This window comes from Rhizobium sp. BK661, from assembly GCF_024808825.1.
GTDB lineage: Bacteria > Pseudomonadota > Alphaproteobacteria > Rhizobiales > Rhizobiaceae > Rhizobium.
This window is the reverse complement of record NZ_JANTYT010000011.1, coordinates 39,875-52,306: the sequence shown is the minus strand read 5'-3', so window position 1 is coordinate 52,306 and position 12,432 is coordinate 39,875. Positions and strand designations below refer to the sequence as shown.

Annotated in this window: 13 protein-coding genes; 4 read left to right on the top strand and 9 right to left on the bottom strand. The window is 60.4% G+C overall.

The window, feature by feature from the left end:
- Window positions 1–89: 89 nt before the first annotated feature.
- A complete protein-coding gene (gene paaN, locus FHX16_RS20855) occupies window positions 90–1,748 on the bottom strand; it encodes a phenylacetic acid degradation protein PaaN (protein ID WP_183757057.1) in 1,659 nt (552 codons plus the stop codon).
- Window positions 1,749–1,849: 101 nt separating this feature from the next.
- Here paaN and paaG point away from each other — a divergent pair, with 101 nt between their 5' ends.
- The 4 genes from paaG (at window position 1,850) to FHX16_RS20835 (ending at window position 5,134) form a co-directional block, all read left to right on the top strand.
- Window positions 1,850–2,644, top strand: coding sequence for a 2-(1,2-epoxy-1,2-dihydrophenyl)acetyl-CoA isomerase PaaG (paaG, locus tag FHX16_RS20850; protein WP_183757056.1), 795 nt, complete (start codon window positions 1,850–1,852; stop codon window positions 2,642–2,644).
- Window positions 2,641–3,090 (top strand): hydroxyphenylacetyl-CoA thioesterase PaaI, encoded by a 450-nt coding sequence (gene paaI, locus FHX16_RS20845; RefSeq protein ID WP_183757055.1) that lies wholly within the window; start codon window positions 2,641–2,643, stop codon window positions 3,088–3,090. Before paaG ends, paaI begins: the two co-directional genes overlap by 4 nt.
- A gap of 33 nt (window positions 3,091–3,123) precedes the next feature.
- A complete protein-coding gene (paaK, locus tag FHX16_RS20840; RefSeq protein ID WP_183757054.1) occupies window positions 3,124–4,434 on the top strand; it encodes a phenylacetate--CoA ligase PaaK in 1,311 nt (436 codons plus the stop codon).
- A gap of 103 nt (window positions 4,435–4,537) precedes the next feature.
- A complete protein-coding gene (locus FHX16_RS20835; RefSeq protein WP_183757053.1) occupies window positions 4,538–5,134 on the top strand; it encodes a TetR/AcrR family transcriptional regulator in 597 nt (198 codons plus the stop codon).
- Window positions 5,135–5,140: 6 nt separating this feature from the next.
- Here the strand turns inward: FHX16_RS20835 and FHX16_RS20830 are convergent, their stop codons facing one another.
- The 8 genes from FHX16_RS20830 to paaA form a co-directional block, all read right to left on the bottom strand.
- Window positions 5,141–5,755: a transferase hexapeptide repeat family protein gene (locus tag FHX16_RS20830; RefSeq protein WP_183757052.1), complete on the bottom strand. Its 615-nt coding sequence runs from the start codon at window positions 5,753–5,755 to the stop codon at window positions 5,141–5,143.
- Between the two features lie 5 nt (window positions 5,756–5,760).
- Window positions 5,761–7,818, bottom strand: coding sequence for a phenylacetic acid degradation bifunctional protein PaaZ (paaZ, locus tag FHX16_RS20825; RefSeq protein WP_259130161.1), 2,058 nt, complete (start codon window positions 7,816–7,818; stop codon window positions 5,761–5,763).
- A 17-nt stretch (window positions 7,819–7,835) separates the two neighbouring features.
- Window positions 7,836–8,591: a Phenylacetic acid catabolic protein gene (locus FHX16_RS20820; protein ID WP_183757050.1), complete on the bottom strand. Its 756-nt coding sequence runs from the start codon at window positions 8,589–8,591 to the stop codon at window positions 7,836–7,838.
- A gap of 27 nt (window positions 8,592–8,618) precedes the next feature.
- Window positions 8,619–9,695: a 1,2-phenylacetyl-CoA epoxidase subunit PaaE gene (gene paaE / locus FHX16_RS20815; protein ID WP_183757049.1), complete on the bottom strand. Its 1,077-nt coding sequence runs from the start codon at window positions 9,693–9,695 to the stop codon at window positions 8,619–8,621.
- 24 nt (window positions 9,696–9,719) lie between these two features.
- A complete protein-coding gene (paaD, locus tag FHX16_RS20810; protein WP_183757048.1) occupies window positions 9,720–10,244 on the bottom strand; it encodes a 1,2-phenylacetyl-CoA epoxidase subunit PaaD in 525 nt (174 codons plus the stop codon).
- 15 nt (window positions 10,245–10,259) lie between these two features.
- The gene (gene paaC, locus FHX16_RS20805; protein WP_183757047.1) at window positions 10,260–11,039 is read right to left on the bottom strand and encodes a 1,2-phenylacetyl-CoA epoxidase subunit PaaC; all 780 of its coding nucleotides are present in this window, start codon (window positions 11,037–11,039) and stop codon (window positions 10,260–10,262) included.
- Window positions 11,039–11,323, bottom strand: a complete 285-nt coding sequence (paaB, locus tag FHX16_RS20800) for a 1,2-phenylacetyl-CoA epoxidase subunit PaaB (protein ID WP_016557520.1) — start codon at window positions 11,321–11,323, stop codon at window positions 11,039–11,041. Before paaB ends, paaC begins: the two co-directional genes overlap by 1 nt.
- A gap of 99 nt (window positions 11,324–11,422) precedes the next feature.
- Window positions 11,423–12,427: a 1,2-phenylacetyl-CoA epoxidase subunit PaaA gene (gene paaA / locus FHX16_RS20795; RefSeq protein ID WP_259130155.1), complete on the bottom strand. Its 1,005-nt coding sequence runs from the start codon at window positions 12,425–12,427 to the stop codon at window positions 11,423–11,425.
- Window positions 12,428–12,432: the final 5 nt, after the last annotated feature.

Below are 12,432 nucleotides of genomic sequence, written 5' to 3'. Positions count from 1 at the left end.
GCAAAGCTGTCTGGTTCCGTTCGTTCCTATGCCGTCATTGCGGGCAGGGAGGGAATAAGGCTTCGCGTTGTTGGCGTCTTGGTAACCGGTCAGACCGTCCTCGGTTGGCGCCACATCACTGTGCTAAACCGCTCTGCCACGAAGGCGGCGTCGGTGAGGCTGGCATTACCTGCCGGGTTTGCACCTGTGACGTGGAAGTCGCTGAAGGCAGCGCTCTGGTTCACGAAAATTCCTCCCGTCAAATTGATCGAGAGGTTGACGCCAGCGTTGCAAAACGCGTTTACGGCGTTCTCAATCCTGGTGTCATCCGTATCATAGAGCGCCGCCGTGATCGCACCCTTTCGACGGGCTAGGCTTGCCGCCCTCTCAATGCCTTCGGCCGCATCGGCTACCGCGACGACAAAGGCGATCGGACCGAAGCGTTCTTCCTCGTGTGCATCTGTCTTTTCGGCATCCACGCCAAGGATAAGAGGGGTTGCCGTGCGCGCATCCCCGGCATCGATCGGGGCAGAGTCGCGAATGAGCGTTCCAAGGCCGCGAGCTGTCTCGATCCGCGCCAGGGTTGCCGAATTGGCAATTGCGCCACAGACGCCGTTAGCACGCGCAGGATCGGCAAGAAGGTCATCGATCGCCGAGGCAATTCCCTTCGCGACGTCCTCAAAACCCTTATGGCCTTGGTTCGTCGCGATGCCACTCCGGGGGACATAGATGTTCTGCGGGGCGGTGCACATCTGGCCGCTATAGAGCGAAAGCGAAAAGGCAATATTCGCGCACATGCCGGCAAAGTCGTCAGTCGTTGCGACGACCACCGAATTGACACCGGTTTCTTCGGTGTAGACCTTCGCCTCTCCGGCATGCCGCCGCACCCACTCCCCAAAGCTGCTGGAGCCGGTGTAGTCGATGATGGAAACGGCTTCGCTCTGAACGAGGCCAGCGGTGATTTCTGCACCCGGAGCGTCCGGTGCGAGAAGCGCGATATTGCGGTCAAAACCTTCTTCCGCAAGCACCTGTCGAATAACCGAAATGGTGATCGCGAGAGGAAGAATTGCACCTGGATGCGGCTTGACGATGACCGTATTGCCGGTCGCGAGGCTGGCAAACAGGCCCGGATAGCTGTTCCAGGTCGGAAAGGTTTGGCAGCCGATCACCAGCGAGACACCTCTGGGAACGACCCGCCAGTGCTTTTGAAGAACGATCGGCTCGGCTTTGCCCTGCGGTTTCGACCACACGGCCTGCGCAGGCGTGCGGCTCATCTCCGCGTAGGCATAGGCGACGGCCTCAAGGCCGCGGTCTTGCGCGTGCGGTCCCCCAGCCTGGAATGCCATGGCAAAGGACTGCCCCGTCGTGTGCATGACAGCATTGGCGATCTCAAAGCTGCGGTGATTGAGACGTGCGAGTACTTCCAGGCAGACGCCGACACGGGTCTTGATCGGGGCAGTTGCCCATGCGGATGCTGCAGCCTGCGAGGCGGCAATCAGGCTGTTTGCATCGGCCGCCGGATAAGTGACGCCGAGCGACGGGCCGAATGGCGAAACTTCGGCCCCGACAATCCCACTTCCAGGATGACCGGGCAGGTCGAAGGGCCTGCCAAGCTGGGCGTTATAAGACGCCAGACCATCGTCCTTGGCTGTTTCGCCATAAATCTTGCCGCTTGGGATTTCAGGATAGGCCGACCAATAGCCGCGGTCCTGCGTGGCCTTGAGGGCCGCCACAAGGGTCGGCTGGTAGCGGTCAAAAAGGGCATCCATTATATGTTCCTCGCGTGGTGTGGATTTATAATTGACCGGCCGGTCGGTTTATGCAAGAGTTTTTTAATGAACCGCCCGATCCTGGCGGAACTGGAGGAAACATGTCCGAATCCGACACCGTCCTGTCGGCGCTTGCCGATGGCGTCCTTGCCTTGACGCTCAATCGCCCAGACAAACTCAATGCCTTTAACGAGGAGATGCATGTGGCGCTGCGCAACGGCTTCGAGCGCGCTCACAACGATGCGGCGGTGCGCGCCGTGCTCCTGACCGGGGCAGGACGTGGCTTTTGCGCCGGGCAGGATCTCGGTGACCGTGATCCGCGAAAGGGTGGGATAGCCCCGGACCTCGGACGTACCATTGAACTGTTCTACAACCCGCTGATCCGGCTGATCAGGACGCTCGACAAACCAGTCGTCTGTGCGGTGAATGGCGTCGCCGCCGGCGCCGGCGCCAATATCGCGCTTGCCTGCGACATCGCTCTGGCAGCACGATCAGCTCGCTTCATCCAGGCCTTCGCGAAGATCGGTCTGGTACCCGACTCCGGCGGCACCTGGAGCCTGCCACGCCTGCTTGGAGAGGCGCGCGCCAAGGCGCTCGCACTGACGGCTGAACCGCTCGATGCGGAAACGGCGGCGAGCTGGGGCCTGATCTGGAAAGTGGTCGACGATGCGGCACTTCTGGATGAAGCCCATGCGCTTGCCAGCAGACTGGCAGCCGGACCAACGAAGGGTCTCGGCATGACCAAGCGCGCCCTCCAGGCTGCTGCCACCAATTCGCTGGATCAGCAGCTTGAACTCGAACGCGATCTGCAGCGCGAGGCCGGCCGTAGCGCGGATTATGCCGAAGGCGTCGCCGCATTCCTGGAAAAGCGCAAGCCGGAGTTTAAGGGACGATGACGGACCGGGTAGTTCTGACGGCACAGGAGCTTGCCGATGCCTGCGCGGATGCGATGTGGCATGAGGACAATGCCACCCGGCATCTTGGCATGAGAAGAGACCGCGTTGCGCCGGGCCTTTCGGTGATCTCCATGATCATCAGACCCGAAATGACCAACGGACACGGAACGTGCCATGGTGGATATATCTTCACATTGGCCGATTCCGCCTTCGCCTTTGCCTGCAACACGTACAATCAGCGCGCCGTCGCGCAGCATTGCTCGGTCACCTTCATCGCACCCGCCTTTGTCGGCGACCGATTGACGGCGACCGCGCGCGAGGTCTCGCGACGCGGGCGCGGCGGGATCTACGATATCAACGTGACCAATCAGAATGGCGATCACATTGCTGAATTCCGCGGCCATTCGCGCACGGTCAAGGGCACTCTTTTGCCGGACGAGGCGTAAAGCCGCCGGCCGCTTATCTCGGAGGAGACAGACATGGAAGACCTATCACCACGCCCCGGCGACCTTGACGCGATCGAAAGGGCATCGCGCGACGAGATTGCCGCGCTCCAGCTTGACCGGATGAAATGGTCGCTGGTCCACGCCTATGACAACTCATCGTTCTACCGTGTCCGCTTCGATGAGGCAGGCATCCACCCCTCGGATCTGAAGTCGCTCGCCGATCTTGCGAAGTTCCCGTTCACGACCAAGAAGGACCTTCGCGACACCTATCCGTTCGGAATGTTTGCCGTGCCCAGGGAGAAGCTGGTGCGCATCCATGGTTCTTCGGGCACCACCGGCAAGCCGACGGTCGTCGGTTACACACAAAAGGATATCGACACCTGGGCAGACATGGTGGCGCGTTCGATCCGGGCTGCCGGCGGCCGCAGAGGCGACATGGTGCATGTTGCCTACGGCTACGGGCTCTTTACCGGTGGCCTTGGCGCCCACTACGGCGCCGAGCGGCTTGGCTGTACCGTCGTGCCGATGTCCGGTGGGATGACGGAGCGGCAGGTCATCCTGATGCAGGATTTCAAGCCCCGCATCATCATGGTCACGCCCTCATACATGCTTTCGATCCTGGACGAGTTTCGTCGGCAGGGGATCGATCCGCGCGAAAGTTCGCTGGCGGTGGGCATCTTCGGTGCCGAGCCCTGGACCAATGCGATGCGCCAGGAGATCGAACAGTCGTTCGACATGCATGCCGTCGATATCTACGGCCTCTCCGAGGTCATGGGACCGGGCGTTGCCAGTGAGTGCGTCGAGACCAAGGACGGCCTGCACATCTGGGAAGACCACTTCTATCCTGAAATTATCGACCCGGTGACGGGCGAGGTTCTTCCCGACGGAGAGATGGGCGAGCTCGTCTTCACGACCTTGACCAAGGAAGGTCTGCCAATCATCCGCTACCGCACACGCGACCTGACGCGGCTGCTGCCCGGCACGGCCCGTTCCATGCGGCGCATCGAAAAGATTACCGGCCGCTCCGACGACATGATGATCCTGCGCGGCGTCAACGTCTTCCCGACGCAGATCGAGGAGCAGATCCTCAAGTGTCAGGGCCTTGCCCCGCACTTCCAGATCGAACTCAATCGGGCCGGGCGGATGGACCAGATGACGGTTCATGTCGAGTGTACGCCTGACGCAGCCGACGAAATCGCCCGCGCCTCATCGGCAAAATCCCTTGCCCACTACATCAAGAGCATCGTTGGTGTTACCACAAAGATCGAGATTCGCGATCCGGGTGGAGTCGCCCGGTCCGAGGGCAAGGCGAAACGGGTCGTCGACAACAGACCCAAGGAATAAGGACAGACGCTTCCCGGCACGGAGACGTCGGGAAGCGTCATTAAGAGCTTACAGCGGCTTATCGCGTGGAGGGCGCGAGAGAAGGACAGGGACACAGGATCATATGGCACGCACGCGCGCGATCGACTTTGAAGAAAAACAACGCAGCCTTTTGAGCAGCGCCGCTGCCGTCTTTGCAGAGATGGGGATGGAGAAAGCGTCCATGGCCCACATTGCCTCGCGCAGCAACGTCTCCAAGGCTCTCCTCTATCACTATTATCCGAGCAAGGACGCGTTGATATTCGACATCATTCGCAACCATCTCGAGGAACTGGAAGCCGCCGTTGCCGCTGCAGACGAGCCGGGGGCGACACCCCAGCAGCGTCTACGGTTGCTGGTGCGGCAAGTGCTTGAAAACTACAGAGACGCCGACAACGAGCACAAGGTGCAGCTGAACGGCACGAGTGCGCTGTCGCAGGACCAGCTTGATGAGCTACGCGCGATCGAGCGTCGGATCGTCAAGCGCTTCTCCAACACCATCATTGAGATCAACCCGGATCTCAACGCCAGCAAACCTCTCTTGATGCCCGTTACGATGTCGCTCTTCGGCATGATGAACTGGGTCTACATGTGGTTTCGCCCGGGTGGCCCGGTCAGTCGTGACGAGTATGCCGATATCGCCACGACCTTGATCCTCGAGGGCGTAAAGGCTGTCCGATAGGGATACTCAATCCCCGAATTTCAGCCGCTCCAGGATCAAGGGATCATAGTCCGGGGCCCTGATGCGTCGACGCTCTGGCTCCGGCGCGCTAAGCGGCTGGGCTGGCTGAAGCTTTTCCCTGGCCTCAAGTGCGAGGCGTTGATAGACGCCCGTGCCCTGGCGTTTCCAGGCCATTTCCTTCTCGCTGAGTTCGCGAACGACCCGGGCAGGGGAGCCGACGGCAAGGCTGTTTGCGGGGATCTCGGCCCCCGCCTTGACGAAGGCCATGGCGGCAACGATCGAATTTTCCCCGACGATGGCCTCGTCCATGACGACCGCATTCATCCCCACCATTGCATTGCGACCAATCCGACAACCATGCAAAACGGCGCCATGGCCGATATGTCCCTCTTCGCCGATCACCACTTCGACATTGGGGAAGCTATGGACGACGCAGGTTTCCTGGACGTTCGACCCGCGTTCCATCACGATGCGTCCGAAGTCCCCGCGCAATACGGCGCAAGGCCCGACATAGCAGGCAGGACCTACAATGACGTCGCCGATCACCACAGCGGCCGGATGGACGAAGGCCTCCGGATGGATGACGGGCACGACACCATCATAGGAATAGACCTGCGCCATGTCAGTCAGTCCCTTCTTTTGGCGACCATCGTCAACACGTCATATTGAGCGACCGTCGCTGCATTCTGGTTGGTTACCCGGCAGTCCCAGCGCACTTCGCCGTGCTCGGCCCCGATGCGCGGATTGATCTCCTTGCAGGTCAACTGCACCTGCAAGGTATCACCGGGATTGACTGGCGTGAGGAAGCGCAGGTTGTCGACGCCATAATTGGCAAGAACCGGGCCCGGGGCTGGGTCGACAAAGAGGCCAGCGGCAAAGGAAACGATCAGATAGCCGTGGGCAACGCGCCCGTCGAAGAACGGATTGGCCTTGGCCGCATCCTCGTCCATATGGGCGTAAAACGTATCACCGGTGAAGTTGGCGAAATGCTCTATATCTTCAAGCGTCACCGTCCGTGTGCCGGTGACGAGCTGATCGCCGATCTGCAATTCCGCAAGCGACTTGCGGAACGGATGTTCCTGGTCCTTGCGCACCTCGGCATCCGGGACCCAGCGGCCGGTGACCGCCGACAGAAGCGTCGGCGAGCCCTGGACCGCAGTGCGCTGCATGTAGTGCTTGACCCCACGAATCCCGCCCAGCTCCTCGCCGCCGCCGGCCCGTCCAGGACCACCGTGCACAAGGCCTGGCAACGGCGAGCCATGGCCGGTCGAGCTCTTCGCGCTGACGCGATTTCCGATCAGTACGCGGCCGTGGAATGGAGCCATACCAAGGACCACCTCTTCGGCGAAGGCCGGATCGTTGGTGAAGACCGAGGAGACTAGGCTACCCTTGCCGCGGCGGGCAAGATCGACGGCCTCCTCAGCGCTGTCATAGGGCATGACCGTGCTGACCGGACCAAACGCTTCAACGTCATGAACAGCCCGGGCGTGCGAGGGATTGTCGCAATAAAGGAGCACCGGGTTGAGGAAGGCACCAGCTTCGACGTCACCCGAGACGATGCGGGGAATGTCCGGATCACCCGCAACGATCTCGGCGTCGGCCAGGAGATCGCGGATGCGCGCGCGGACCTCGTCGCGTTGGGCAAGGCTAGCAAGCGGTCCCATTCGAACGTTTTCATCGGCGGCATTGCCGAGCACCGTTTTGCCAAGGCGCTCGCCGAGGGCTGAGATCAGAGCGTCGCAATAGGGGCGGGGTGCGATGACGCGACGGATGGCCGTACACTTCTGACCTGCCTTTGCCGTCATCTCTCGGGAGACTTCCTTGACGAAAAGGTCGAACTCCTCAGTACCGGGGGCGGCATCGAGACCGAGAACAGAGGCATTGAGACTATCTGCCTCCATCGTGAAGCGCACCGAGTTGTCGATGATCGCCGGATGGGTTTTCAGCTTGCGGCCGGTCCAGGCCGAGCCGGTGAAGGTGACCACGTCCTGTCCATCGACATGGTCCAGGAGGTCGCCTACGGAACCGCAGACAAGCTGCACCGCGCCTTCGGGAAGCAGGCCCGTTGCAACCATGTGACGTACGACGAGTTCAGTCAGGTAAGCCGTCTGGCTCGCCGGTTTGACGATCGCCGGCATGCCGGCAAGCAGGGTCGGCGCCAGCTTCTCGAGCATGCCCCAGACCGGAAAGTTGAATGCATTGATATGTATGGCGACGCCCTGCAGCGGCGACAGAATATGCCGGGCGGCGAAAGTTCCGTCGCGCGACAGCGGTTCTACTTCTCCGTCAACGAGGACACGCGTGTTGGGCAGTTCGCGCCGGCCCTTTGAGGCATAGGACAGCAAGGTGCCAATGCCGCCATCGATATCGATCCAGCTGTCTGTCTTTGTCGCACCGGTTGCCGACGAGAGCGCGTAGAACTCCTCCTTGCGCTCCATCAATGCTTGGCCAAGTGCCTTCAACATAGCGGCACGCTCGTGGAAAGACATGCGACGCAGTGCGGGGCCTGCCTTTTCTCGGCCGTAACCCACGGATGAGGCAAAGTCGACGCCAGTGGAATCGATTGTAGCCACCGGCACCCCCGTCGAGGCATCAAGTAGCTTAGTGCCATCCTGCGTGCCAGGAACCCAGCGGCCATAGACATAGCTTTCGAGACGACGGGGCGGGTTTGCCAGAACGTTCATTGTCTTGTCCTTCCGGGTCAGTTCAGATTGAGCGCGTTAAGCTGCTCGTCAACGGCCGCCTGCCATTGTGAAAGCAGCGCCTCGTTGGGGGTGTGGCGCAGGCCAAAGCGCGCCAACGTCTCGTAGCGCGCCGAGCCGGAGAGCCCGAAGCTTGCAGCAACACGCGGGCGCCAGTAGGAGATCGCTGCTCGCGCCGCTGTCGTCCCGTCTTCACTTTGGACAATTCGCTTCAGTCCCTCGACGCCGAGCTCGGTGTGATGTGCCTCGCGCGGTAAAATGGCACGGAACACTTCGGCAAGCGGCTGATAGGAAACATGGGTAAGCTCGCGCAGCTGGATGGCACTCGCACTGCCCATCAGCACGTTCATGACCACAGCGTCGACCCAGCCCTGCAAGGGATAGTGGAAGACCGAAAGGCGCATGTCACCGCTCTGCCGGGCGGCACCGATGTCGGTTGCGCGGGCTAGCCGGGCGTCCCAGGGATGATGAACCGCATAGCGGCCAGTGTCTGCGCCGAAACTCCCCATGATATCAAGGACCCGACCGGCATGGTCGGTTTTCTCAAGCACTATCTTGGCAGAGGCGATACGTTCCTTGATACCGGGCGCATCGTTGATCGTATCGGCAAACCCGGCAGCACCTGCAAGCTCGCTGTCAACGAAACTTGCCATCAGCCGCAAAAGCTCGCCGCGATAGCGTGGTGGGACGTTGTCAGGCGACGTCAGCGCGCCACCCTTGAGCAGGTATTCCTCGATCGGCATCGTATCGGACATCGGCTATTCCTCCTTCGCTGGCGCGCCTTATTGGTCGTAGCTGACCACGACACGGTCGCTCAGCGGATAACACTGACAGGTCAAGACGTAGCCCTGGCGCACTTCGTAATCCTCCAGCGCGTGGTTGACCTCCATCTCGGTCTCACCCTCGATGACCTTGGCCCGGCATGTGGAACACACACCTGCCTTGCAGGCGTAGGGGGCGTCCATACGGTTCTCCAACGCCGCTTCCAAAAGAGTTTGTCCCTGCTTCGGCATCTTGAAAACACGCGTTGCGCCGTCGAGCGTGACCGTTGCCTCACAGCTCGCGTCGCGATCGTGAGAGGCTGTGCTTTCGGTTTTGCGGCGCGCCCGACCCGGCTGCGAGGATGCAAAGAGCTCGAACTTGATCTGCTCGTCGCGCATCCCGTGATCGCGAAGCGCGGCTGCGATCGTCAGCATCATCGGTTCGGGACCACAGATGAAGGCCGTGTTGACGGATTTGAGGTCAACCCAATGCCGGAAGAGCGCCGCACATTTGTCCGCATCGATCCGGCCGGTGAAGAGGTCGATATCCTGTGCCTCGCTTTCCAGAACATGCAGAATTGACAGGCGGCCAAGGTAGCTGTTCTTCAGGTCATCCAGTTCCTCGCGGAACATGATCGAACTGATCTGACGGTTCGCGTAGACGAGCGTGAAGCGCGATTTCGGTTCACGCGCCAACGTGGTTTTGATGATGGAAAGAACCGGTGTAATCCCGCTGCCGGCAGCAAATCCGAGGTAGTTCTTGGATATTTCGGGTTCGATCGCGGTGAAGAAGGCCCCCGTTGGCGGCATGGCTTCAAGCGTATCACCGATTTGCAGTTCCTCGTTCGCCCAGGTCGAAAAGCATCCGCCATCCACCCGCTTGATGCCGACCCGCAGTACACCCTCGTCGCGCCCGGCACAGATCGAATAGGATCGGCGCAACTCCTCGCCGTCAAACTTGCGACGGAACGTCAGGTACTGTCCCTGCGTGAAATCGAACGAGCTTCGGTCCTGGTCAAGCGGAGCGAGCGTGACAACCACGGCATCACGCGTCTCGCGCCTGACGTCGGTGACCTGAAGAGAATGGAAACGTGCCATGTTACGGACCTCACGAGGCAAAAGTCAGATGCACTTGAAATAATCGAATGGTTCCAGACAGTCGGTACAGCGATAGCTCGCCTTGCAGGGCGTCGAACCGAACTGGCTGATCTTTTCCGTCTTCGTCGACCCGCACCGCGGACAGGCGATCGTCAGATTGGAGCGGCCGGATAGGCGATCGGCGCGCAGGCGCAGGAGGCCATCTATCGCGGTACCATCAACGGGTGGCGTGATACCGTAGGCCTTGAGCTTTTCGCGACCATCGGCACTAATCCAGTCCGTCGTCCACGCCGGCGAAAGCTGACGCTCGAGCCGCAGCTTATCGATCCCCTTGTCGTGTAGAGCCCGCTCGATATCCAGGTTGATGATCGCGGTTGCCGGACAGCCCGAATAGGTCGGTGTTACTGTCACAACCAGCGTGTCGCCTTCAAAAGCGATGGCTCGGATAATGCCGAGATCGACAAGCGAGATCACCGGGATTTCCGGATCCGGAACCTCCCCAAGCCACTGCCAGACATCTGCGGTCGATGGCAAAGTCGCGGTCGTCATAACCGCCTCCCTCCGTTACCAGGTCGCGCCCGGATAAGCCCGCTGCAAAAACTGCAGGTCAGCGAGGATGAAGCCCATGTGTTCGGTATGAACACCGCGTTTGCCGCCCTTGTGCATGTAACCGTCCGTCGGCTTCTTCAGTGTCGCCTCTGACAGTGCCTCGCCAACCAGTTCGTCCCACGCAGCTTTCAGGCTCTCGGGTTCCGGCGCGATGCCCGCCTCGGCCAGCTCCACGTCGGACGTGTCGCCCATAAAAAGCTCGCCGGTATAGGCCCAGAGGTCGTCAAGTGCGCCCTGCATGCGGCGATGGCTTTCGGCAGTACCGTCGCCAAGGCGGATGATCAGGTCACGGCTGCGATCGAGGTGGTAGGCAACTTCCTTGGTGGCTTTTTCGGCAATGTCTGCAATGCGTTTGTCGGTCGAGCCGCAAAGTGCCTTCAGCATGAGGAAGTGCCAGGCGTCAAAGAGAAACTGACGCATCAGCGTCGTCCCAAAATCGCCGTTCGGACGCTCGACGAGCAGAACGTTGCGGAAGTCGCGAGCATCACGCAGATAAGCAAGATTGTCGGCGCTGCGACCACGACCTTCGATCTCTCCGGCAAGGCCGAGCCAAAGCTGCGTCTGACCGATCAGATCAAGCGCCGTATTGGAAAGCGCGATGTCCTCTTCAAGGGCCGGTGAATGCCCGCACCATTCTGAAACGCGATGACCGAGGATCAGTGAATTGTCGCCGAGACGGGTCAGGCACTCGAAAAGAGTCGCGTCACTGACTGATATATTGGAGATCGCGCTCATCACATGTGCCCCACTTCATCCGGAATGTCGAAGAAAGTCGGATGCCGATAGACCTTCGAATTCGACGGATCAAACAGCGGGCCCTTGTCGGACGGCGCGCTGGCCGTGATGTCGCTGGACCGAACGACCCAAATGCTCACACCTTCATTGCGACGAGTGTAAACGTCACGGGCGTTGTTGACGGCCATCTCGGCATCGGGCGCATGAAGGCTGCCAACATGCCGGTGATTCAAGCCGTGCTGGCCACGGATGAAAACTTCCCAAAGGGGCCATTCGCTGGACATGGTTGTTTCTCCCTGCTCGCATTTCCTCGGCCGAAGGCGCGAGATCGCGGATTTGTTACGATAGCAACTACTCAAAGAGCGCCTCGCGGCGTTCTGACATTATTCGGCGGCGACCTGCGCAGCGGCACGACGCGATTTCATCTTGTCGGCATGTGCAACGAGACCGTCACGGAACCAAGCGCCGTCGTTCCATGCCTTCTGCCGTGCGCCAAGGCGCTCGGCATTGCACGGACCGTTGCCAGCGATGACGGCGAAGAACTCGGTCCAGTCAGGTTCGCCGAAATCATAGCCACCCTTTTCCTCGTTCCACTTCAGATCCGGGTCCGGGACCGTGAGGCCGAGGTATTCTGCCTGCGGTACCGTCTGGTCGACGAACTTTTGGCGCAGCTCGTCGTTGGAGTTCTGCTTGATCTTCCAAGACATCGATTGTGCGGAATGCACCGATGCGTCATCGGAGGGGCCAAACATCATCAGCGATGGCCACCACCAGCGGTTCAAGGCGTCCTGGACCATTTCCTTCTGCGCGGGCGTTCCCTTGACCATCTTCATCAGGATGTCGAAGCCCTGGCGTTGATGGAAGCTTTCCTCCTTGCAGATGCGGACCATGGCACGGGCATAAGGCCCGTAGGAACAGCGCTGCAACGGCACCTGGTTCATGATCGCAGCACCATCGACCAGCCAGCCGATCGCGCCGATGTCTGCCCAGCTCAGCGTCGGGTAGTTGAAGATCGAGGAGTACTTTGCCTTGCCACTATGCAGCTGTTCATACATTTCGTCCCGGCTAATTCCGAGCGTTTCAGCGGCACAGTATAGGTAGAGCCCGTGTCCGGCCTCATCCTGCACCTTGGCGAGTAATATCGCCTTGCGCTCCAAGGTGGGCGCTCGGGTGATCCAATTGCCTTCCGGCAGCTGACCGACAATCTCGGAATGGGCGTGCTGGCTGATCTGACGCATCAACGTCTTGCGATAGCCTTCCGGCATCCATTCCTTTGGCTCGATCTTCTGGCCGGCGTCGACCCGTTCCTGGAAGGCGCGTTCGACGGGATCCATTTCGTCGAGCGTCTTGACGTGGGCGCTGTCGGTCTTGACCATCTGTGCGTACATCGTTT